This is a genomic window from Bradyrhizobium sp. USDA 4454, from assembly GCF_054822705.1.
On the sequence record NZ_JBTRCN010000001.1, the window covers coordinates 6,025,262 to 6,046,835 of the forward strand.

A 21,574-nucleotide genomic window follows, 5' to 3' on the forward strand; every position below is an offset into this window, starting at 1 on the left:
ACGGCCGCCCCGCGCCCTCCTCCCCTTTGCGGGAACCATCCACCAGAACTCTTCTATCGCGCGCCGTGCGGCGGCGTGCGTCAAAAAATAAATTGAACGACCAGTCGGATTATATTAGGGTGCCTGCCGTCAAGCAAGCGGATTGCGCACGCCGGGACAAACCCGGCGGCATCGAGGGAGGTTGCACGTGGATGCTCACAAGGTCGATGCTGTCGTGATCGGGGCCGGCGCCGGCGGGCTGTGCGCCGCGGCGCGCCTCGCCCATGGCGGGCTGCATACGCTGGTTGTCGACGACAAGGACCGGCTCGGCGGCCGCGCCTCGACCGAGGAGATCGACGGCTTCAAGGTCAATATCGGCGCGATCGCGATCGAGTTCGGCGGCGTGTTCGAGGAGACCTTCCAAACCGTGGGCGCACCGCTGGACATTCGCGCGCCGGAGCCCGCGAGTTCGTTCTTCATCGACGGCAAGGTGATCGATGTCGGCCGCGGCGGCTGGTCGCTGCTGCTCGGGCAGCTCACAAAGCAGGCATCGCGCATCCTGGAGAAATTCGCCGACGCCCGCTCCGGCAATCTGCCTGACGGGCGGCAGTCGACCGAGGACTGGCTGAAAGGCTACACCAGCAACGCCACGGTGCATGCGCTGTTCCGCAACCTCTGCGCCGCGATCTTCGCCTGCAACGCCGCCGAGCTGCCGGCCCGCGCCTTCCTGACCTATTTCACCAGCAAGGGCGCATTCAAGAAGTTCGGCTTCTGCCCGCAGGGCACGATCGGTGTCTGGAACAGCCTGGGCGGCGCTGTCCGGCGCAATGGCGACATCTGGCTGGAAACACCGGCGACGGCGATCCACGCGAGCAATGGCAAGGTCGAGGGCGTCACCGTGCTCAGGAACGGCGAGAAGGTGCGGATCGACACCGACCTCGTCATCAGCAATGCCGGTCCGAAGGCGACCGTCGCGCTCGCCGGCAGTGAGGCTTTTCCGGCGGACTATATCGCAAAGGTCAAGAACGAGCTTCGCCCGGCCGCCAACATCGTCATCAATATCGCGAGCCGCGAGCCGCTGATCAACCATCCCGGCATCGTCACCTTCGGCAAGACGCGCCGGCTCTGCAACATGGCCAACCTCTCCGCGACCTGTCCGGAGCTGGCTCCGCCCGGCTGGCACCTCTACGTCGCCTATGCGGTGCCGGTGCCCGCGCTCGGCGATTTCGATGGCGATGCCGAGGTCGCGCTGGCGCTCGAGGATCTGCGCGAGCAGTTCGCCAATTTCGACCAGGCAAAAATCCTGTCGATCCGGGTGATGCGCGACGACTGGCCGGCACAACGCAGTTGCGCCGGCTACGATCTGCCGCGCGAGACCGGCATCGAGGGCCTGTGGTGCGTCGGCGACGCGGTGAAGCAATACGGCAATGGCGGCACGCAAGCTTGCGCCGAGACCGCCAAGATCGTCACCGACACGATCCTCGCTGCGCGGCCGCGCCGCTCGGCCGGCCGGGGCTGAGCACGATGCCGACGACGATCCCGCATCCGACGCCGCAGGCCAAGCCGGCGCAGGATGCCCTGCTCGAATTCCGCAACATCCGGATCGTCTACGACAACGCGATCGAGGCGATCCGCGACGTCTCGATCGCGGTTCCCGAAGGCAACATCGTCGCCCTGCTCGGCTCCAACGGCGCTGGCAAGTCGACGCTGCTCAAAGCGATGTCCGGCATCCTCTATACCGAGGAAGGCGTGATCGAGAACGGCAGCATCCGCTTCCGCAATGACGAAGTGCATCACCTTGCGCCGGACGAGTTGGTCCGCCGCGGCATCGTGCAGGTGCCGGAGGGCCGCCGCGTATTCGCGGCGTTGACCATCGACGAGAACCTGCAGATGGGCGGCTACACCAGGACCGGCGCCGCGGCACGCGAACGCCGCGACAAGGTGTTCGCGCTGTTTCCGCGGCTGCATGAGCGGCGCCACCAGATCGCCGGCTACATGTCGGGCGGCGAGCAACAGATGCTCGCGATCGGCCGCGCGCTGATGACCGATCCCGTGCTGCTGGCGCTCGACGAGCCGTCGCTCGGCCTCGCGCCGCTGATCATCGACCGGATCTACGAGGTGATCGTCCGGCTGCGCAACGAGCTGAAGATGACCGTGCTGCTGGTCGAGCAGAACGCGCAGCGCGCGCTCGACATCGCCGACTATGGCTACATCCTGGAGACCGGGCGTGTCGTGCTCGATGGCACGGCCAAGAAGCTCTCCGCCAACGAGGACGTTCAGGAATTCTACCTCGGCGTCTCCTCCGGCGGACGCAAGAGCCTGCGCGACGTCAAGCACTACAAGCGTCGCAAGCGGTGGCTGTCGTGACCGCGTTGCTCAGGGTCGACAACCTGTCAAAGCGCTTCGGCGGCCTGCAGGCGGTCGCCGATGTCAGCCTCGAAGTCTCGCCGGGCGAGATTTGCAGCGTGATCGGCCCGAACGGCGCCGGCAAGACCACGCTGTTCAACATGATCTCGGGCGTGCTGCGGCCGAGCGGCGGCCGCATCGTCTTCGATGGCATCGACCTTGCGACCATCTCTCCGTGGAAGTTCGCCGCCGTCGGCATCGGCCGCACCTTCCAGAATCTGGCGCTGTTCAAGTACGGCACCGTGGTCGAGAACATCCTGACCGGCCGCCACACCCATCTGCGCTCGACCGTGCTCGATGCCGTGGTGTTCTTCGGCCGCACCCGGAACGAGGAGATCGCGGCCCGACAGCGCGTCGAGCACATCATCGAATTCCTCGAGATAGAGCATATCAGGGACGCCGTGGTCGGCACGTTGTCCTATGGCCAGCAGAAACGGGTCGAGCTTGGCCGCGCATTGGCCTGCGAGCCGAAGCTGCTGCTGCTTGACGAAATGGTGTCGGGCATGAACCAGGAGGAGACCGAGGACATCGCCCGCTTCGTGCTCGATATCCGTGACGAGCTCGGCATCACGGTCGTGATGATCGAGCACGAGATGCGCATCGTAATGGACATTTCCGACCGCATTCATGTGCTGAATTTCGGCCGCAAGATCGCCGAAGGCACGCCCGACGAGATCAGGCGCGATCCCGCCGTGGCGGAGGCCTATCTTGGCGGGCAGCGCGCCGAAGCTATGAAGGTGGGCGCATGATGTCGACGCTGGACAGTTTCCGCACCGCTCATCCGCCGTTGCAGGCGAGCACGCCGCGCAACCCGCCGGCAACGAGCGCCGACGCGTTCCAGGCCGCGCTTGCGGATGCCGCCATCACCATCCCGCAACTGCTGCGGCAGCGCGCCGCCGTGCATGGCGATGCGCTGGCGCTGCGCGAGAAGGACTACGGCATCTGGAACCCGTATTCCTGGCGGCACTATTACGAGACCGCGCGTGCGGTCGCGCTCGGCCTGCTCTCGCTCGGCATCAAGCCGGGCGACCGCGTCGCCATCGCCGGCGAGAACACGCCGGAATGGTTCTATGCCGATCTTGGCGCCCAGATGATCGGCGCGGTGGCGGTCGGCATCTATCCGACCAATCCCTGGGTCGAGCTGCAATATATCGTCAAGCATTCCGGCGCACGCGTCGTCGTCACCGGCGATCAGGAGCAGACCGACAAGGTGCTGGATGCGATGGTGGGCAATGGCGGCCTGCCGGATCTCGAGGCCATCGTCTGCATCGACATGAAGGGCCTGCGGCACTACCGCCAGTCCGAGCTGATTTCGTTTGACGCACTATGCGCGCGCGGCAAGGCTTATGCCGAGACGAACCCGGAGGCCAACGCAACGCTCGACCGCCTGATCACCCAGGGCGCGCCCGACGATGTCTGCATCCTGGTCTACACCTCGGGCACAACCGGTCCGCCCAAGGGCGCGATGCTGACCCATCGCAATCTGGTCTACGCGGCCTATGCCTACGCCAGGACCGTCGGGATCGCCGACAAGCCGTTCGAGGCGGTGAGCTATCTGCCGCTGTGCCACGTCGCCGAGCGCTGCTACGGCACGGTGACTCACCTCGTGCTCGGCGGCACCGTCTCGTTCGCCGAATCGATCGACACGGTCGCGATCAACATCCGCGAGATCGCGCCGACTTTCTTTGTCGGCGTGCCGCGCATCTACGAAAAGCTGCAGCAGGGCTTTCTGTTCCGGCTCGGCGAAAGCGGCCGGCTGCGACAAGGCTTCACCAAAGCCTGCCTTGCCTGGGGCCGTACGCTGTCCGACCGCCGGCAGGCCGGCAAGGCCAACGTACTCGATCGCGTGGCCTACGGACTGCTCTATCTCCTGCTGTTCCGCAACTTGCAGCGTCATCTCGGCTTCGCCTATAGCCGGCATCGGCTCTGTGCCGGCGCCTCGATCTCGCCGGAAACGCTGCGGTTCTTCGACATCATCGGCCGTCCGGTGTCGCAGGGCTATGGCCTCACCGAGAGCGGCGGCGTCGCCTTCATTCAGACCGAGAGCCATCACCGGATCGGCGGCTGCGGCGTGCCGCTGCCCCAGACCGAATGGAAACTCGACAGCGACGGCGAGATCCTGCTGCGCAATCCCGGCGTCTTCAAAGGCTACTTCCTCGATGAGAAGGCCTCCACCGCATCGCTGGAGCAGGGCGGCTGGCTACGCACCGGCGATATCGTCGACGTGCTCGACAATGGCGAGATCGCCGTGGTCGACCGCAAGAAGGCGATCATCATCACCGCCGGCGGCAAGAACATCGCCCCGTCCGAGATCGAGAACGCGCTGAAGGATTCCGAATTCATCAAGGAAGCGATCGTGGTCGGCGAGGCCAGGAAGTATCTCGGTGCCATCATCCAGGTCGATTACGACAATGTGGGCCGCTGGGCGCGCGACCGGGCGCTGGCCTACACCAACTACAAGTCGCTGTCGCAGCTGCCGGAAGTGCACGAGCTGGTCGAGCGCATCGTCAATGAAACCAACAAGCGCTTCGCCCGGGTCGAGAACATCAGGCGCTTCGCCATCCTCGCGAAGGAGCTCGATCATGACGACGGCGAGCTGACCGCGACGCAAAAGGTGCGCCGCGCCATGATCGAGAAGAAGTTCGCGCGCGAGCTCGCGATCATCTACCAGGCGGAGGGCTGAATGCAGTATCTCATCCAGCTCCTGATCTCGGGGCTCGCGATCGGCGCGATCTACGGCCTGATCGCGATGGGCTTTGCGATGATCTACAAGTCGACCGGGCTGGTCAATTTCGCGCAGGGCGAAATGACCATGATCACGGCCTATATCGCCTGGACGATCTCGACCACGGTCAGCGGCAATGTGTTCGTGGTTGCGATCGGCGCGATCGGCGCCGCGGTCCTGCTCGGGCTCATCGTCGAGCGGCTGGTGATGCGGCCGATGCTGGGCGAGCCGGTGTTCGCGACCGTGATGGTGACCATCGGGCTCGCGGTGATCCTGCGCTCGGCGATCAACTTCATCTGGGATGCCTATCCGCACGGCCTCGAACTCGGCATCGGCCGCGGTATCGTCTATCTCGGCGGCATCGGCGTGCGCACCGGCCAGCTGGCGGTGATCGCGACGCTGCTTTTGCTGCTCGCCGCGATCTGGGCCTTCTTCCGCTACAGCAAGGTCGGCGTGGCGATGCGCGCGGTCGCAGCCGATGACCGCACCGCGCTGTTGATGGGCATCAGCGCCACAAAGGTCCATGCGCTGGCCTGGGCCGCGTCCTCGGTGATCGCCGGCATCGGCGGCGTGTTCTTCGCGTTGTCTTACGATCTGTCGCCGGCGATGTTCCAGCTCGGGCTGAAGGCGTTTCCGGCCACCATTCTGGGCGGGCTCGACGCGGTGCTCGGCTCCGGCCTCGGCGGCCTCCTGATCGGCATCACCGAGAACCTGGCGGGCGGCTATCTCGGCTCCGGCATGAAGGAAGTCGCGGGCTTTGCCATGATCATCGTCGTGCTGATGGTCCGCCCGTTCGGCATCTTCGGCGAACGCGACATCGAGAGGGTCTGATGCGCACGGGCGATTACAAGCAGAGCTATGGCGAGCTGGTCGCGCTGATCGATTCCCCGCCGGTGTGGCTGTGGTCGGCGGTGCTGCTGCTGGCGCTGATCGTGGCGCCCTTTGCCTTGAACTCCTACGCGCTGTCGTTTCTGATGATCATCCTGATCACGGGGACCGGCGCGCTCGGGCTCAACATCCTGACCGGTTACACCGGCCTGATCTCGCTCGGCCATGTCGGCTTCCTTGTCACCGGCGCCTATGCCTATGCGGTGCTGGTGTCGAAGTATCACACGCCGCCGCTGGTCGGCTTCCTCGGCGCCGGCGTGGTTTCAGCGCTGGCGAGCCTGATCGTCGGCGCGCCGTCGCTGCGGCTCAAGGGGCTCTATCTCGCGATCACCACGCTCGCGTTCTCCTTCATCATCAACACTGTGATCCTGGAAATGCGCTGGCTCACCAATGGCGCCCGCGGCATCCAGGTGCCGCGGCCGGAGATTTTCGGCATCAGCTTCGACAGCGATGCCGCCTTCACCTATCTCTGCCTCGCCGTCGCAGCGCTGGCGCTGTTCGCCACCCTCAACATCCGCCGCAGCCGGGTCGGCCGCGCCTTCGTCGCGATCCGGGACAACGACACCGCAGCCCGCGTGATGGGCATCAACCTGCACGCCTACAAGCTGCTCGCCTTCGTCACCTCGGCCTTCATCACCGGCATCGCCGGCGCGCTCTACGGCATTTACCTCTCCTTCGTCAGCGTCGAGGGCTTTCCATTCCTGCTCTCGATCGAGGCGCTGGCGATCCTGATCGTCGGCGGCCTCGGCTCGGCGCTCGGCGCGGTGCTCGGCACCATCCTGATCGTGCTGCTGCCGGAGGCGACACGGCTCGTCTTCAGCCTGTTCAGCACGCAGATGGACGCTGTCTTCACGACCGGCGCGCAGGAGCTGAAGAGCATGCTCTACGGCCTCGTCATCATCCTGTTCCTGCGTTTCCAGCCGAGGGGGCTGGTCGGTGCCTGGCACGACATCAAGCGGACCTGGGTGCACTGGCCGCTGCGCTACTAACAAAAAAAGAAACACACCATGAGGAGGAGACGATGATCAAACATCTGGCGGCGGCCTCGCTGCTATTCACTGTGGCCTGTCTTGCCAGTGGCCCCGCCGCGGCCGCCGACCCCGGGATCACCGACAGCGAGATCCTGATCGGCGACGTCGAGCCGCTGACCGGCCCACCGGCCCTGCTCGGCGTCGCCGCCTCGATCGGCCACAAGATCGCGATCGCCGAAGCCAACGCCGCCGGCGGCATCAACGGCCGCAAGATCAAATATGTGCTGGAAGACGACGGCTATGTCACCGCGCGCACCATTCAGGGCGTCAAGAAGGTGATCGACGTCGACAAGGTGTTTGCGATGCTCGGCATCTCCGGCTCGGGGCAATCGATCGCGGTGATGCCGGTGCTGGAGAAATCCGGCATCCCGACCGTGATCGACGTCGCGCCGGTGAAATTCCTGTGGGAGCCGGCGCGCAAGAACGTGTTCGTGGTCGGGCAGTCCTACGAGGAGGGCATCATTCACCTCGTCAACTTTCTCGCCGACAAGAACCCCGGCAAGAAATGGGGGCTAATCACCCAGGACGACGACTACGGCATAACGGTCCGCGACGGATTCGATTCCGTGGTCAAGGCCAAGAAGCTCAACGTCGTCTACAGTGGCAATTACAAGAAGGGCCAGCAGGACTTCTCGTCCGACATGCTGCAGCTGAAGGAATCCGGCGCCGAGGTGTTTCTGGCCGGCGGCATCATCGCCGAGAACATCGCGATGATGAAGGAGCTCGAAAAGCTCAGCATCAAGCCGGTGACCGGCATCTTCTGGCCCGGCCGCATCGAGCCGGTGCTGAAGCTGATGGGTCCGGCCGGCGACGGCATCTATGCCGTCGACTATGTCGAGCCGTTCGCAGGCTCCGCCGGCAAGGCATTCCTGGAGAAGGCCAAGCCGCTGGTCTCGGAGGCCGAGTTCAAGGGCATCAACCGCTACACCATGACCGGCTACGCCGCGGCGAAAGTGTTGATCGCGGCGATCGAGCGCTGCGGCAAGCAGCCGACCTGGGCCTGCACCATCTCGGAGCTGGAGAAGACCAAAAATGTCGAGACCGGCGTGATGGCGCCGATCAGCTTCGGCCCCGGCGTCCGCTTCTCGAACCAGAAGCTGCAGATCATGCAGGCCGATGCCGCGACGCTCAGCTTCAAGCCGGTGAAGTGAGCCGCCTCCGTGAACTCACCTCTCCCGCTTGCGGGGGAGGTCGGATCGCATCGAAGATGCGATCCGGGTGGGGGCTCTCTCCACGCAAAGCTGTCGCTTGTGGAAATACCCCCACGTCCGCCCTCCCCCGCAAGCGGGAGAGCGGGCAGAGCAACGTCGCGGCGATATGTAGCTTCAAATTCGCGGAGAGAGAACATGAAGGTCCTGATCGTCTTTGCCCATCAGGAGCCGCAATCCTTCAACGCAGCGCTGCTGGCGCGGTCGGTGGCGGAGCTTGCCGCGCTCGGGCATACGGTCAGGATCTCCGATCTCTACGCCATGGGCTTCAATCCGGTGGCGACCGCCAGCGACTTCGGCGAACGGCGGTTTCCCGGCCGGCTGCAATATGACCGCGAGCAGAAATTCAACCTGCAACAGGGCACGCTCAGCCGCGACATCGCCGCCGAGATCGAGAAGCTATTGTGGTGCGACCTCCTGATCCTGCAGTTTCCGCTGTGGTGGTTCTCCGTCCCCGCCATCATGAAGGGCTGGATCGACCGCGTGTTCGTCAACGGCGCGATTTATGGCAGCGGACGCCGCTACGACACCGGCGGCCTCACCGGCCGCCGCGCGATGGTCGTGACCTCGACCGCCGCCTATCCCGGCATGTGCGCGCCCGACGGGCTGGTCGGCGCGCTCGATGTGGTGCTGTGGCCGATCCAGAACGGCATGCTGGCCTATGCCGGCTGCAAGGTGCTGCCGCCCTTCGTGTCGTATTCGGTGAACTTCGTCGACGAGGCCACACGGCACCGTTATCTCGACGACTACACGGAGCGGCTGCGGCAGATCGAGAGCACCGAGCCGTTGTTCTTTCATCCGCTGGCGGACTTTGGCGCGGACTGGCGACTGAAGCCGGGGATCGCGGCGCGGACGGTCGGCCAAAGCAAACCGGTAGCGCCGTAAGCGCGAGCCCTCACATCCGCTTGGCGACCTCCTCCAGCATCACTTCGGTGGCGCCGCCGCCGATCGTCAGTACCCGGGCGTCGCGCACCATGCGCTCGATCGGCGTGCCGCGCATGAAGCCCGAGCCGCCGTGCAATTGCAGGCAGCCGTGGACGACCTCGTGCAGCACCTCCGGCGACAGCGCCTTGACCATCGACACTTCGCGCAAGCAGTCCTTTCCGGCCGCGGCGAGCTCGGCGGCCTGATAGGCCAGTGCGCGCGCGGCGGCGGCCTTGGCGGCGAGCTGGGCGAGCTTCAGCCGCACGCCCTGCTGGTTCCAGAGCGGGCCGCCGAACGCCTGCCGGGTCTTCACATAGTTCGTCGTCAGCTCGATCGCCTTGGCCGACTCGCCGGCACAGATGCCGCCGATGCAGATGCGCTCGTTCTGGAAGGTCTCCATGATGCCGTAGAAGCCCCTGTTCGCCTCGCCGAGCAAATTCTCTGCCGGCACGCGCACGTCCTGGAAGCCGAGCTCGGCGGTGTCCGAGCAGAGCCAGCCGTGCTTGTCGAGTTTGGTCGCCGTGATGCCGGGCGTGTTGCGTTCGACGATGAACAGCGAGATGCCGCGGCTGCCCTTGGCGTGCGGATCGGTACGCGCGGCGACGATCAGGATGTCCCCATAGACCGCGTTTGTGATGAACATCTTGGCGCCGTTGATCACCCAATGATCGCCATCGCGCCGTGCGCGCGTCTTCAGGCCGGCGACGTCGGAGCCGGCGTCGGGCTCGGTCACCGCGATCGAGCAGACCGTCTCGCCGCTGATAATCGCCGGCAAGTATTTCCGCTTCTGCTCGGGCGTGCCGCGCAGGCTGATGTGCACTGCCGACATGTCGGTATGAACCAGGATCGATGAGGTGAAGCCGCCAAAGCTCGAGCGGCCGAGCTCCTCGGCGAACACCATCGAAGCCAGCGGCCCCATGTCGGTGCCGCCATATTCGGCCGCGTGGCGCATGCCGAGAAAACCGAGTGCGCCCATGCGGCGATAGATCTCGCGCGGGATCTTGCCGTCGCGCTCCCAGGCCTCGGCATGCGGCACCACCTCTTTCTCGATGAAGCGGCGGACCTGCTCGCGCAGCATGCGCAGCTCCTCGGGCAGATTGGGCTGCTCCGTGAAGTGGAATTCGGTCTCAGAGAGCTGGCGCGGATCCGAGGTCATGACATTCATTGTGGCGCCCTCTCATGGCCGATGTGAAGATGCTTGCGCAGAAAATTCGCCAGAGATGCGATCGCCTCCCCAGCCTGCGGAATTTCCGGGAACATCTGGAACACGTGGATCATGCCGCCCCAAACCTCCAGCTCGACGTCGACGCCGGCCGCTTTCGCCTTTGCCGCCAATTCCGTCGAGTCATCACGCACGGTTTCGCGGTCGCCGACCTGCAGGAGCAGCGGCGGCAGGCCAGCGAGATCGGCATAGAGCGGCGAGGCCAATGGATCACGGGGATCGCCATCCTTGCCGAGATAATTCTTCGCCAGCACCAGGATCATCGCACGCTGGTGGATCGGATCGGCTTCGGCCCGGCTCTCGTAACTTGCGCCGGTCGCAGCGAGATCGGTCCAGGGCGACATCAGTGCGCCGGCCGCAGGCAACGGCACACCGCGGTCCCTCGCCGCCAGCATTGTACCGAGCACGAGATTGCCACCGACAGAGTCGCCGGCGAAAGCGATATCCGCCGGACGCAGTCCCTGATCGCGCAGAAACTGGTAGGCGATCAGCGCATCGTCGAGCGCCGCAGGGAAGCGATGCTCCGGCGCGAGACGATAATTGATCGAGAGCAGGCGGCAGCCGGATGCATCGGCAATCCGCGCAGCCAGATCACGGTGCGACGCCACCGAGCCGATGCGGAAGCCGCCGCCGTGAAAATAGAGGATCGTCTTGTCGCGCGGCGCGCCCGCCGGTTCGAGCCATTCGCCGTCGACCCCGCCGGCGGAAACCGGCCGGCAGCTCACCGGCACCGAGCAGGCGGCAAAGGCTTTGTCCCAGTCGCTGCGCATCTGCGCCAGCGATGTCTCGCGGGACCAGCCGCGATAGATCGCGCGCAGGCGCGCGATGGCGCGATCGACCGGCGTGGGGGCGATATCGTCGCTCGCGCCCGCCATCTCAGCCGCCGATGCCCATGCCGCCGGACACGCCGAGCGTCTCGCCGGTGATATAGCCGGCCTGGTCGGAGGCCAGGAACAGCGCGGCCGCCGCGACCTCCTCCGGCTCGCCAAGCCGGCCAAGCAGCGTCGCGCCGGTCATCGCCTGCAAGATCCTGTCGCCGCCGCTTGCCACCGCCTGCTCCAGCATCGGCGTGCGGATCGGACCGGGCGCGATCGCGTTCGCGGTGATTCGAAAGCGTGCGTTCTCCCGCGCGATGCTGCGGGTGAAGGAGATCACACCGCCCTTGGCCGCGGAATAGACCGCGCCGCCCCTGGAGCCGAGCCGTGCTGCTTCCGACGTGATGTTGATGATGCGGCCGAAGCGCGCCGCCTGCATCGCCGGCAATGCGGCGTGGGTGCAGGCCAGCACCGAGGTGAGATTGACAGCGATCAGCCGCGCCCAATCCTCCGCCGTCGTGTCGGTGAAGAAGGCGTGCTGATCGATGCCGGCATTGTTGACGACAATGTCGAACGGACCGTCCTGCGCCATCAGCGTCTGCACCGCGGTGGCATCGCTGACGTCGAGCCCGGCGACGACAGCACCGGTCTCATGCGCAAGCTCGGAGGCTGCGGCGACGTCGAGATCGGCGATCACGACCCTGGCGCCGGCCCCGGCAAAGCTGCGCACGATCGCGGCACCGATGCCGCGCGCGCCGCCGGAGACGAAGGCACGGCGGCCGTCGAGACGCCCGAATGGCAAGGTCGCCACCTCAGCGCCCCGTGAAGACCGGCTTGCGCCGCTCAATCACGGCGGCAAGCCCTTCGCGGGCGTCGGCCATCCCCGAGAGCTCGGCAACGGTGCGCGCCTCTTCCGACAGGCATTGCTCGATGCTGGTGCCGGTGCCGGCCCAGACCAATCGCTTGGTCGCCGCCAGTGCCTTCGGCGCACCGGCCGCGAGCTCACGCGCCATGGCGAACGATGCATCGGCGAGCTCGGTATCGGGCACCACCTTGGTGACGATGCCCATCTGCAGCGCTTCGGCCGCTGATATCACCGGGTTGGTCAGCAGGATCGACATCGCCCGGCGCAGGCCGACCAGCCGCGACAGCGTCACGGAAACGCCGGCATCCGGCGCCATCGCCACCCGCGTCGCACCGGCGAGGAATTTTGCCGAGTCGGCCGCGATCACGATGTCGGAGGCGCAGACCAGGCCGAAGCCGCCGCCGCCCGCCGCAAAACCCTGCACCGAAGCGATGACCGGCGCCTCCAGCCGCAGCAGGCCGGTCACCGCATTCTGCAGATACGCGGTGGCTTGCCGGATATAGTCCGGCAGCTTCTCGCCCTTGGAAGCGAAGGCGCGAACGTCGCCGCCGGCGCAGAAGTTGATGCCCTCGCCGCTCAGCAGCACCACCCGCAAATCCGGATGGCCGTGGCAGACCATGATGGCGTCGCACAGCGCGCTGAGCAATTCGGCGCTCATGCCGTTGGCCGCGTCGGGGCGGTTGAGCCGCAACCGCGCGATGCCGTCGGTGATGTCGAGCAGGACGGGGCCCTTGTCGATCATGGCGAGACCTTCCCTAAACCAGGAATGACAGCGTGTAGATCGCCTTGTCGTTGTTGACGAGGATGACCTTCTTGCTGGCCATCCGCAATTCGTCATCGACATGGCGCAGCCGGTATTCATTGCGCGCCGCCCACAGCGTGTCGTCGCGCAGGCTCGACTCGAAAATAAGACTGTTGCTGGCGACCGCGATGTCGCCATCGTCGGGCTGCTCGTCCATCAATTCGATGTTGGAGATCAGCCGGCGCAAATTCGACTGCGGCGTCTGGGTGAAGTGCTTGCCGGTCATCAACTGGCGGACGCGGAGCGCGATCCGCGAGCGGTTGTCGTAGATGATCGACATCTGCCGCTCCGGGTCGATGTCGGCGCCGTTGGCCGGCACCCAATAGACGCCGTCATCGGTCCAGAGCTTTTCCCAGGCCTCGTATTGATGCTCGTCCTGCAGCCGCGCCTCACGGTAGAGGAAGGCGGTGATGGCGTTCATCAAGGTGGCGCTGCTCTCGCGCGACAGCATCAGTTAGGCTCCATCAGCTTACGATAATGGGTCCAGATGCCGCGCGACGGCACCTCGTCGGTGACGTGGCCGACCGTAAAGCCGAGTTCGTCCTGCCGCTCGCGCTTCTCGCCGCGGCCGAGGAATATCCATTCCGGATTGCGCGCCAGCACGCCGCGATGGCAGCGCTCGTACATCTCGGAATCATCCGCGAGCAGGAAGCCGGCCGGGCCGACCGAGCCCATGGTCTGCTGGCGCAGCCTCCGGTTCAGATCCGGCGCGCCCTTGAATTGCAGCGCGGTGACGTGCTGCACGCTGTCGTCGACGCCGAGCGGCTGGATCACGAACATCTGGATCTCGGCGATGAACAGGTTCGGGAAGATCATCACATGCGGCGTGCCGTCGACCATGATCTCCCGCGCCGCGGTGTCGCCGTAGGCCGTCTTCATCCGCGCGGTGTAGTCGGGCAGCCGCTCCTCGCTGGTGCCGAACCAGCTCATCGGCGCATCGCGCTTGCGGAACTCGGGCCGGAGGTCGATCTCGGTATGGCCGTTGCCGTAGTCACGGGTCAGCGCGGTCGACGCCCCGCCATAGAGCTTGCCGATCATGCTGTCGGCGACACCGAAGATCGAGCTGTGCACGAACGCCGGGTGATAGCCGTCGCACTCGTTCTCCAGGATGAACTTCCAGTTCGCCTTGACGCGATGCTTGAGGAAGCCCGCGGTGATCTCGACCTCGCCCTCCGGCGAGGTCCGCACCAGCCGATCGATGGTCTCGGCCGCGCCGCCGAGATGCTCCTTCAGGGTCGGCCCTTCGGCCGCGAACGAGCCGAACACGAAGCCGCGATAGGACTCGACGCGGGTCACCCGCCCGAGCGCAAGGTGTGACTTGTCCTGCCCCTCGTAACCGTCGGGGAAGGCGTAGCCGACCAGGCGGCCGTCATTGGCGAAGGTCCAGGAGTGGAACGGACAGGTGAAAGAGCGCGCATTGCCGCGCTCATACGAGCAGACCTGGTTGCCGCGATGCGAGCAGCGGTTGAGCAGCAGATTGACCCTGCCCTGCTCGTCACGTGTCATGATCACGGATTGCGGGCCGATCGACTTGACGACGTAGTCGTTGGCGTTGGGCACCTCGCTCTCGTGCCCGACATAGACCCAGGTCCGGTACCAGATGTTCTTGAGCTCGGCCTCGAAGATCTCCGGATCGGTGTAGAGCGAGCCATGCACCCGGTCGGGCCGGATCAGCCGCTCCCATGGCGAGACGCCGGTCATCATGTTCATCGTTCCGTCTCCCTGGCCGGCCGCTTGCCGCGGATGTCTTTGCTGACCGTTCAAATAATAATCCGAACGACCGTTCGGTGAATTAATAGCACGGGCTCCGCGGGGCGGCAAGCTTCTTTCCGAACGTCGAGGCGGATCCGGAGCAGCGTGCAAAGATGCAATTCCGGGTAGCCGGCGGCGCAACCGTCTCAGCCGTGCGCCGCGCCACCCTCGCGTTCGCCGCCGGCGATCTGCTGCAACATCGATTTCGGCGTCGTTGCGAGCTCGATCTTGAGCTGGTCGCAGATCGCCCGGCGCAGCAGGCGCTCGATCTCGGCAGCAGCGTTGGGATTGGCCGCACGTGCTTCTTCGCCGCTCACCCACAGCAGAAGCTGCCCCAGCCGACGATCGCCATCGTCGCGCAACGCCTCGATCGCGGCAACGTTGGGTATGTCGGCCTGGATGCGTGGTGTGGCGGGGATCTCCGGACAGGCCATGCCATCGGCAAATCGCCTGGCCGCCGCGAAACTATCGTCCTGCAGACGCACTTGCTCCAGCAGGGGCCCGGCCTTCCAATCGGCGGCGAGCTTCAGGCCGTTCAGCGCGTAGATTGCGGAGAACACCTGGCCACGGACGAAATCATCGTTGCTGTTCGGCACGACATGGCTCTGCAGCGCATCGATGATGCCGTCGATCAGCCGCTCGAAGGATGCACTCATGCCGCGGCCTCCAATGCACGGTCGAAGGCCCGCACGATCGAGGGCATCTGGCTTGCCATCACCGCAAGGCGCATATCGTTGAAACGGTCAACCTCGAACGCTCGCACCGCGCACATCTGGATTGCGGCGGCCTGATACAGCGCATAGGCCTCATAGAAGGCGAGGCTCTTGTCCGAAACAGCAATGCCGGAGACGCGCTGATAGAGATCGATCACCTCCGCACGCTCGAGCACGCCATATAGCTTCCGGCTCCTGGCGTTGAAGGTTGGCATCATTGCCCAGGCCAGATCTTCATGGGGATCGCCGAGGTGAGTCAGTTCCCAATCGAGAATGGCGGCGATCCTCCGCTGGTGCTCGATGAAATTCCCGATCCGGTAGTCACCATGCACGATGGTACGGCGCGGTGGTTGCGGACAATTGTCGTGCAGCCAGCGCCCACCCCAATCGAGCAACGGATAGTAACGTGCCGTCGGACGCGCCAGGGACGCGCGCCAGCCGGCGATCGCGCGCAGCTCGGCGCGTTGCTCGCCCTGTTGCAGCGAGGCGAATGGGGTTGTGCCCGGATCGATCCGGTGCAGCGACGCGAGGATCTCGACGAACTGCCGGGCGATGGCGCGCTTGTGGTCCGGATCGAGCTCGCTCGCCGCCCAGGGCGCGGGAACATCACCCTCGATGTGTGCGCAGATAAAAAAGGGAAAGCCGATTTCGGCACCGTCCTGTTCTGATGACACCAATGCCGGCACCGGCACGCCGCTGCCATGCAGCGCCTGCAGCGCATAAACCTGCGGCAGCACCGAATACGGCGCAAACAACCCGTTCGGCGGACCGACACGCAGGATCAGCTTGCGATCTCCTTGAGCGGCGGAACGCGCCGCGAAGGCGTAAGTGATCCACGAGAAGCCCGACGATTTACGGCCGAAGCTTGCAATCTCGGTCCGGCTTCCGGATATCCGCGACAGATGCAGCGCGAGCGCCGTCCGCACCGCGTCATCATTCACCACGACGGGACGAGCGACAACTCGTACGTCGTCGGATTGTTTCGCGGCCTCCGGCATCAGTTGACCGACCTCGTATAGCCCTGCCACTTCTCCTCGCGCAGCGCCGACTTCATGATCTTACCGGAGCCGGTCAGCGGCAAAGGTTCGAGACGGATGTCGACCGAGCGCGGACATTTGTAGCCGGCGATCAAGGTGCGGCAGTGCGCAATGACCATGTCGGCATCCAGCCGCGCGCCATCCTTCGGCACCACGATGGCGTGCACCGCTTCGCCCCATTGCGGATCGGGCACCGCGATGACGGCGCACTCCTTGACCTGCTCATGCTGGAAGATCGCGTTCTCCACCTCGCCGGAATAGACGTTCTCGCCGCCGGAGACGATCATGTCCTTCAGCCGGTCGACGATATAGACAAATCCGTCCTCGTCCATCCAGGCACCGTCGCCGGTGCGCAGCCAGCCGTTGCGCAGCACGCGGGCGCTTTCCTCGGGTTTGCGCCAATAGCCGAGCATCACCCCGGCGCCGCGGATCGCGATCTCGCCGACCGTGCCGCGCGGCACTTCGTTGCCCGCGGGATCGACGATGCGGATCTCGACGCCGGGCGCCGCCCGTCCCGCTGATTTGCGCTTGCTCGCCAGCGGCCCTTCCAGCGCGTGGTATTCCCAGGGCAGGATCGTCGCCAGCGCGGCGCTCTCGGTCATGCCGTAGCCCTGATGGAAGCGCCAACCCGGCAGCACCCGCATCAGCTTGACTAGCAGCGCATCCGGCATCGGCGAGGCGCCATATTCGCAATCCTTGACGCTACTCAGATCATACGCACCGAAGGACGGATGATTGAGCATCATGTTGAGCATGGTCGGCACGAACAGGCAGTAATCCACTCGGTGCTCGGCGATAGTCTTCATCGCGAGTTCCGGCTCGAATTTCGGGATCGTGACATGGGTGCCGCCGACGAGCGTGAGCGCGATCATCGGCGAGGTGCCGGCCAGATGGAACATGCCGGCCGAGTGCAGATACCTGGTGTCTTCGCGGAAGCGCAGCGCATAGATCCAGACCAGCGATTCATAGATGATGTTGGCGTGCGACAGCATCACGCCCTTGGGGAAGCCGGTGGTGCCGCCGGTGTAGAAGATGCCGGCGAGATCGTTGTAGGCGCCGGAGGCATCCTCGACCGGCGCGTGCGCAACGAGCTCGTCGTAGCTCTGCATGCCATCGGGGACCTGCCCCTCATCCAGATAGACCATCGCGATGAGTGATTTCGCGCCGCGCAGCCCCGACGCGATCTCGGCAAAGGCCTTGTCGACCAGCAACAGTTTTGGCGTGGAATCGTCGATCGCGTAGGCATTCTCGGCGAGCGCCCAGCGCGTGTTGAGCGGCACCGCGACTGCGCCAGCCCAGGCGATGGCATAGAGCGCCTCGATGTAGAGATCGCTGTTGTGCGCGAGGATCGCAATACGATCGCCGGCCTCGATGCCGAGCCGCCGCAACCCGCCCGCGGCACAGGCGACGCGCCGGCCGATTTCCTTCCAGCTCCGCGACCGTCCGGCATGGATGGTGCCCGGCGCATCCTTGCGCAACTGCACTGCCGAGATGAGCGCCTGCGTCAGCTTCATGTTTCCTCCTCGCCGTCACGCGGCCGCGCACGCCTGCGGATGTTTCCGTCGTTGCGTGATGCCGATCTGCCGCCCGGAGATTCCGGTTGATAATCCGGACAGACGGTCTATTATTGCATAGCCGCCGCGACGGGTAAAGCCTGTGATGGCACCGCCGGTGGGATCATCGAGCCCCGCAAAAGAGGGCGTCATGGGAGGGGAAGATGCGGAAGCCAATCGTCACGCTTGCAGTGTGGGCGTTCGCGCTCACCGGCGCGCTCGGACCAGCGAACGCCCAGAAGGCCTATGGTCCCGGGGTCAGCGATACCGAGATCCTGCTCGGCGCCAATGCGCCCTACAGCGGGCCGGCCTCGATTTATGCGAGCTTCCCGAAGACCATGCTCGCCTATTTCACGATGCTGAACGAGAAGGGCGGCATCAATGGCCGCCACATCACCTTCCTGACCCGCGACGACGCCTATAGCCCGCCCAAGACCGTCGAGGTGACGCGCGCGCTGGTCGAGAATGACAAGGTGCTCGCGATCATGGCGCCGTTCGGCACGCCGACCAACGCCGCGATCCAGAAATACCTCAACAGCAACGGCGTCCCGCAATTGCTGGTGCAGAGCGGCGGCACGCGCTGGAACGATCCGAAGCAGTTTCCCTGGACGACGCCCTACTCGCCGACCTACGTCAACGAGTCGCGGATCATCGCCCGCTATGTGCTGCGCGAGAAGCCGGATGCAAAGATCGGCGTGCTCTTGCAGGCCGATGACATCGGCAAGGACTTTGTCCTTGGCCTGAAGGAAGGGCTCGGCGCCAAGGCCGACACCATGATCGTCAAGGAAGCGACGTATCAGTCGACCGAGCCGACGATCGACTCGCAGATCGTGAACCTGAAAGCGTCCGGCGCCGACACCATCCTGATCGCGGCGCAGAACAAATTCGCCTCGATGGCGATCCGCAAGATCCATGAGCTCGGATGGAAGCCCCTGATCTTCCTCGGCTCGACCGCCAATTCGATCGCCGGCGTGCTAGTGCCGGCAGGGATCGAAGCCTCGACCGGCATCCTGACCACAACTTCCTACAAGACGCCGAACGATCCGGCGTGGGCCAACGATAAGGGCATGACTGACTATCTCGCCTTCGCCGCGAAATACATGCCGGGGATGGACCCGAACGACGTGATCGCCGTGACCGGCTACACCACGGCGCAGCTCGGCGCGATCATCCTGCAACGCTGCGGCGACAATCTCAGCCGGGAGAACGTACTGAAGCAGGCTACCAACCTCAGCGGCATCGAGCTGCCGATGCTGCTCCCGGGGATCACGATCCAGACCACGCCGCAGGATTACGCGGCGATCACCGAACGCCGCTTCGCCCGCTTCGACGGCAAGACCTGGGTGCTGTTCGGCGACATCGTCGGCGCGGGTCCGGTCAAAGACTGATCTCTCGCGCTTGGTATCCCCGGCTCAACCACAAGGACAAGAACAATGCTGACAGCCCAGGACGATCTCATCGGCCACCAGACTCCCCAGCCGTTTGCCAAGGCGGGCGGCGGCGATATCCGCTTCACCGAGCGTTACTGGTACACCGCGCATCCGATCGACGGCAGCGAGCTGCTGATCGATATCGGGCTCGGTTACTACCCGAACCGCAACGTGATGGACGGCTTTGCCGGCATCACGATCGGCCGCCGCCAGCACAATTTCCGCGCCTCGCGCCGGCTCGGGACGCGTCCGCTGGAGACCGAGGTCGGCGGGCTCAGGATCGAGGTCGTCGAGGGCATGGGTCTGCATCGGCTGTCGCTTGCCGAGAACCCGTCCGGCATCAGCTTTGACCTCGAATTCAAGGCGAGCTTTCCGGCGGCGCAGGAGAAGCAGAATTTCCGCGAGCGCAATGGCGTCGTCGAGGAGGACCTTGCCCGCGTCTCGCAATTCGGCCGCTGGCGCGGCTGGATCGTCGCCGATGGCAAGCGCAGCGAGATTGAGCCGGAGTTGTGGTGGGGACAGCGCGACCGTTCCTGGGGCCTGCGCTCCGAAATGCGCACCGACGAAACCAGGCCCCCGGTTGCGACCCATCGCAATTTCTTCTGGACCTGGTCGATGTTCCAGTTTGATCAGTCCGCGCTGTCGATCTTCATCAAGGAGCGCACGCCGGGCAAGCCGCATTACCTCTCAGGCACCGAGTTCCGGCGCGAAGCGGACGGATCGGTGTCTCATCGCGAGGTCACCTCGGTCGAACACAAGATCGAGTGGGCCGACGATCCGCTCGGCCAGACCATCGCGGCAGCCGATTTCACCTTCACCTTCGAGCACGGCGAGCCGCGTCACGTCAGGATGCTGGGGTTGCCGACGCGATTTTATCTCAAGGCCGGCATGTATGGCGGCCTGCAGGGCTGGACCCATGGCGACGACCGCGGCGAGAACCATGCCGCGCACGACATCTGGAACCTGGACGATGCCGGGACACGCGCCATCGCGCGCACGCTGTCCGATCACGTCGTCCGGCTCGAGAGCGGCAACGAGACCGGCTTTGGCATCAGCGAATATGGCGTGGCCGCCGGCTATCCGCTCTATCCGGGACCGCAGAAATTCCCGGCAATGTGATGGACGGGCAAGGCATCCGCATCGCAGAGGATCGCATCGCAGAGGATAACGACGCGTGCGAGTCGTGGGACAACCAGGCGGCCGAGGCGCTGGTCTCGCTCGAGACCGTCGCCCCTCTGCGCTATCGCAGCCGCTTCGGCGACGGCAATCTCAACGGCCGCTCTTACGGCGGCCAGATCCTCGGCCAGGCCATGATGGCCGCGACCCTCGGCGCGCCCGAGGATCGTCCGGCCGCGATGTTGCAGCTCTTGTTCCTGCGCGGCGCCGATCCCGCCCGGCGCATCACGTTTGACGTGGAGGTTCTCCAGGACGGCAAGCGCTTCTCCTCGCGGCGCGTTGTCGGCAGCCAGGTCGACGGACATACCGTATTGAGTGCGCAGGCCACGTTCTGCGCAGCCCAACCGGGTCCGCGGCATGCCGCGTCGTTCGCACGCTCGGAGGATCCCGAAAGCCTGCCGGATCTCAGCATGATCCCTGACGCGTTGATGGCACAGTTGCGGCCGCTCGGCCCCTATTCCCAGCACATCAAGCCGAGCATGGATTTTCGCATCCCCGAGATCGAGCGTCAGCTCTCGGCCGCGACCGCAGAACCGCGGCTGCGCTTCTGGATCAGAAGCCGGCAGCCGCTCGCCGCGGGTTCCCGCGCCCAGGCTGCGGTGTTCGCCTATCTCTCGGATTGGTGGCTCAACTTCTCCAGTGTCGGCGGCCATCTCCAGGACTTGCAGGCGCGGACGCCGCTTTATCTATCGAGCCTCAACCATTGCATTTGGTTTCATCGCGCGTTCTCGCCCGACACCTGGATGCATGTCGAGACCGAAAGCCCGTGCGCCGATGGCGGCCGCGGGCTGTCGATCGCACGCGTGCACGATCGCAATGGGTCGATGCTTGCGAGCTCGATCCAGGAAACCCTGATGGTGCATCCGGACGACGATGGTAGGCCGGGCGACGATTTCAGACCGCGCCCCGATCGCGTCTGAGTTGCAGCCGCCGCCATCGCCGGTTCCATCGCGTGTTGAATCCCGGCAACACCGGCGAACAAAATGAACAAACGTTCAGCCTGGCGTGACCGCGACCACGACTGTGCCGCATCGCGGTCCAATGCTGA

20 protein-coding genes are annotated in these 21,574 nt (G+C 65.1%); 11 read left to right on the forward strand and 9 right to left on the reverse strand.

Features of this window, described 5'->3' with window-relative positions:
• The first annotated feature begins 187 nt into the window (after positions 1-187).
• The 8 genes from ACVIW0_RS28035 (at position 188) to ACVIW0_RS28070 (ending at position 9,122) form a co-directional block, all read left to right on the forward strand.
• The gene (locus ACVIW0_RS28035; RefSeq protein ID WP_461355291.1) at positions 188-1,498 is read left to right on the forward strand and encodes a phytoene desaturase family protein; all 1,311 of its coding nucleotides are present in this window, start codon (positions 188-190) and stop codon (positions 1,496-1,498) included.
• A 5-nt stretch (positions 1,499-1,503) separates the two neighbouring features.
• Positions 1,504-2,346, forward strand: a complete 843-nt coding sequence (locus ACVIW0_RS28040) for an ABC transporter ATP-binding protein (protein WP_461355292.1) — start codon at positions 1,504-1,506, stop codon at positions 2,344-2,346.
• Complete coding sequence (locus tag ACVIW0_RS28045) at positions 2,343-3,134, forward strand: ABC transporter ATP-binding protein (protein ID WP_461355293.1); 792 nt, start codon at positions 2,343-2,345, stop codon at positions 3,132-3,134. The genes ACVIW0_RS28040 and ACVIW0_RS28045 overlap by 4 nt, the downstream gene beginning before the upstream one ends.
• Complete coding sequence (locus ACVIW0_RS28050) at positions 3,131-5,068, forward strand: AMP-dependent synthetase/ligase (RefSeq protein ID WP_461355294.1); 1,938 nt, start codon at positions 3,131-3,133, stop codon at positions 5,066-5,068. Before ACVIW0_RS28045 ends, ACVIW0_RS28050 begins: the two co-directional genes overlap by 4 nt.
• A complete protein-coding gene (locus tag ACVIW0_RS28055; RefSeq protein ID WP_461355295.1) occupies positions 5,069-5,941 on the forward strand; it encodes a branched-chain amino acid ABC transporter permease in 873 nt (290 codons plus the stop codon).
• Positions 5,941-6,987, forward strand: a complete 1,047-nt coding sequence (locus tag ACVIW0_RS28060) for a branched-chain amino acid ABC transporter permease (RefSeq protein ID WP_461355296.1) — start codon at positions 5,941-5,943, stop codon at positions 6,985-6,987. The genes ACVIW0_RS28055 and ACVIW0_RS28060 overlap by 1 nt, the downstream gene beginning before the upstream one ends.
• Positions 6,988-7,019: 32 nt before the next feature.
• Positions 7,020-8,180 carry an ABC transporter substrate-binding protein gene (locus ACVIW0_RS28065; RefSeq protein WP_461355297.1) on the forward strand — a complete coding sequence of 387 codons (1,161 nt, stop codon included), beginning with the start codon at positions 7,020-7,022 and terminating at the stop codon, positions 8,178-8,180.
• A gap of 195 nt (positions 8,181-8,375) precedes the next feature.
• Complete coding sequence (locus ACVIW0_RS28070) at positions 8,376-9,122, forward strand: NAD(P)H-dependent oxidoreductase (protein ID WP_461355298.1); 747 nt, start codon at positions 8,376-8,378, stop codon at positions 9,120-9,122.
• Positions 9,123-9,132: 10 nt separating this feature from the next.
• Here the strand turns inward: ACVIW0_RS28070 and ACVIW0_RS28075 are convergent, their stop codons facing one another.
• From ACVIW0_RS28075 to ACVIW0_RS28115, 9 genes are all read right to left on the reverse strand, one after another.
• Positions 9,133-10,326: an acyl-CoA dehydrogenase family protein gene (locus tag ACVIW0_RS28075; protein WP_461355299.1), complete on the reverse strand. Its 1,194-nt coding sequence runs from the start codon at positions 10,324-10,326 to the stop codon at positions 9,133-9,135.
• Positions 10,323-11,258: an alpha/beta hydrolase gene (locus tag ACVIW0_RS28080; RefSeq protein WP_461355300.1), complete on the reverse strand. Its 936-nt coding sequence runs from the start codon at positions 11,256-11,258 to the stop codon at positions 10,323-10,325. Before ACVIW0_RS28080 ends, ACVIW0_RS28075 begins: the two co-directional genes overlap by 4 nt.
• A gap of 1 nt (position 11,259) precedes the next feature.
• On the reverse strand, positions 11,260-12,009 hold the full coding sequence (locus ACVIW0_RS28085; RefSeq protein WP_461355301.1) for an SDR family NAD(P)-dependent oxidoreductase: 750 nt from the start codon (positions 12,007-12,009) through the stop codon (positions 11,260-11,262).
• A 1-nt stretch (position 12,010) separates the two neighbouring features.
• Positions 12,011-12,805 (reverse strand): enoyl-CoA hydratase/isomerase family protein, encoded by a 795-nt coding sequence (locus ACVIW0_RS28090; RefSeq protein ID WP_461355302.1) that lies wholly within the window; start codon positions 12,803-12,805, stop codon positions 12,011-12,013.
• Positions 12,806-12,818: 13 nt separating this feature from the next.
• Positions 12,819-13,316 carry an aromatic-ring-hydroxylating dioxygenase subunit beta gene (locus ACVIW0_RS28095; RefSeq protein WP_461355303.1) on the reverse strand — a complete coding sequence of 166 codons (498 nt, stop codon included), beginning with the start codon at positions 13,314-13,316 and terminating at the stop codon, positions 12,819-12,821.
• The gene (locus ACVIW0_RS28100; RefSeq protein WP_461355304.1) at positions 13,316-14,575 is read right to left on the reverse strand and encodes an aromatic ring-hydroxylating oxygenase subunit alpha; all 1,260 of its coding nucleotides are present in this window, start codon (positions 14,573-14,575) and stop codon (positions 13,316-13,318) included. The genes ACVIW0_RS28095 and ACVIW0_RS28100 overlap by 1 nt, the downstream gene beginning before the upstream one ends.
• A 188-nt stretch (positions 14,576-14,763) precedes the next feature.
• Complete coding sequence (locus ACVIW0_RS28105; RefSeq protein ID WP_461355305.1) at positions 14,764-15,273, reverse strand: hypothetical protein; 510 nt, start codon at positions 15,271-15,273, stop codon at positions 14,764-14,766.
• Positions 15,270-16,328 carry a phosphotransferase family protein gene (locus ACVIW0_RS28110; RefSeq protein WP_461355306.1) on the reverse strand — a complete coding sequence of 353 codons (1,059 nt, stop codon included), beginning with the start codon at positions 16,326-16,328 and terminating at the stop codon, positions 15,270-15,272. The genes ACVIW0_RS28105 and ACVIW0_RS28110 overlap by 4 nt, the downstream gene beginning before the upstream one ends.
• Entirely contained in the window at positions 16,328-17,881 is a 1,554-nt protein-coding gene (locus ACVIW0_RS28115; protein WP_461355307.1) for a class I adenylate-forming enzyme family protein, read from the reverse strand. The genes ACVIW0_RS28110 and ACVIW0_RS28115 overlap by 1 nt, the downstream gene beginning before the upstream one ends.
• 203 nt (positions 17,882-18,084) lie before the next feature.
• On the opposite strand from ACVIW0_RS28115, the gene ACVIW0_RS28120 reads away from it, so the two are divergent.
• From ACVIW0_RS28120 to ACVIW0_RS28130, 3 genes are read left to right on the forward strand one after another with little or no spacing between them, the layout of a single operon-like run.
• Positions 18,085-19,308, forward strand: a complete 1,224-nt coding sequence (locus ACVIW0_RS28120; protein ID WP_461355308.1) for an ABC transporter substrate-binding protein — start codon at positions 18,085-18,087, stop codon at positions 19,306-19,308.
• 45 nt (positions 19,309-19,353) lie between these two features.
• On the forward strand, positions 19,354-20,469 hold the full coding sequence (locus ACVIW0_RS28125) for a hypothetical protein (RefSeq protein ID WP_461355309.1): 1,116 nt from the start codon (positions 19,354-19,356) through the stop codon (positions 20,467-20,469).
• On the forward strand, positions 20,469-21,446 hold the full coding sequence (locus ACVIW0_RS28130) for an acyl-CoA thioesterase (protein ID WP_461355310.1): 978 nt from the start codon (positions 20,469-20,471) through the stop codon (positions 21,444-21,446). Before ACVIW0_RS28125 ends, ACVIW0_RS28130 begins: the two co-directional genes overlap by 1 nt.
• The last annotated feature ends 128 nt before the right edge of the window (positions 21,447-21,574 follow it).

Bases quoted from the DNA above. Each gene is read 5' to 3' on its own strand.
- ACVIW0_RS28040 (WP_461355292.1), top strand. From the start codon at position 1,504: ATGCCGACGACGATCCCGCATCCGACGCCGCAGGCCAAGCCGGCGCAG.
- ACVIW0_RS28050 (WP_461355294.1), top strand. From the start codon at position 3,131: ATGATGTCGACGCTGGACAGTTTCCGCACCGCTCATCCGCCGTTGCAG.
- ACVIW0_RS28055 (WP_461355295.1), top strand. From the start codon at position 5,069: ATGCAGTATCTCATCCAGCTCCTGATCTCGGGGCTCGCGATCGGCGCG.
- ACVIW0_RS28060 (WP_461355296.1), top strand. From the start codon at position 5,941: ATGCGCACGGGCGATTACAAGCAGAGCTATGGCGAGCTGGTCGCGCTG.
- ACVIW0_RS28065 (WP_461355297.1), top strand. From the start codon at position 7,020: ATGATCAAACATCTGGCGGCGGCCTCGCTGCTATTCACTGTGGCCTGT.
- ACVIW0_RS28070 (WP_461355298.1), top strand. From the start codon at position 8,376: ATGAAGGTCCTGATCGTCTTTGCCCATCAGGAGCCGCAATCCTTCAAC.
- ACVIW0_RS28075 (WP_461355299.1), bottom strand. From the start codon at position 10,326: ATGAATGTCATGACCTCGGATCCGCGCCAGCTCTCTGAGACCGAATTC.
- ACVIW0_RS28080 (WP_461355300.1), bottom strand. From the start codon at position 11,258: ATGGCGGGCGCGAGCGACGATATCGCCCCCACGCCGGTCGATCGCGCC.
- ACVIW0_RS28090 (WP_461355302.1), bottom strand. From the start codon at position 12,805: ATGATCGACAAGGGCCCCGTCCTGCTCGACATCACCGACGGCATCGCG.
- ACVIW0_RS28095 (WP_461355303.1), bottom strand. From the start codon at position 13,316: ATGCTGTCGCGCGAGAGCAGCGCCACCTTGATGAACGCCATCACCGCC.
- ACVIW0_RS28100 (WP_461355304.1), bottom strand. From the start codon at position 14,575: ATGAACATGATGACCGGCGTCTCGCCATGGGAGCGGCTGATCCGGCCC.
- ACVIW0_RS28105 (WP_461355305.1), bottom strand. From the start codon at position 15,273: ATGAGTGCATCCTTCGAGCGGCTGATCGACGGCATCATCGATGCGCTG.
- ACVIW0_RS28110 (WP_461355306.1), bottom strand. From the start codon at position 16,328: ATGCCGGAGGCCGCGAAACAATCCGACGACGTACGAGTTGTCGCTCGT.
- ACVIW0_RS28115 (WP_461355307.1), bottom strand. From the start codon at position 17,881: ATGAAGCTGACGCAGGCGCTCATCTCGGCAGTGCAGTTGCGCAAGGAT.
- ACVIW0_RS28120 (WP_461355308.1), top strand. From the start codon at position 18,085: ATGCGGAAGCCAATCGTCACGCTTGCAGTGTGGGCGTTCGCGCTCACC.
- ACVIW0_RS28125 (WP_461355309.1), top strand. From the start codon at position 19,354: ATGCTGACAGCCCAGGACGATCTCATCGGCCACCAGACTCCCCAGCCG.
- ACVIW0_RS28130 (WP_461355310.1), top strand. From the start codon at position 20,469: ATGGACGGGCAAGGCATCCGCATCGCAGAGGATCGCATCGCAGAGGAT.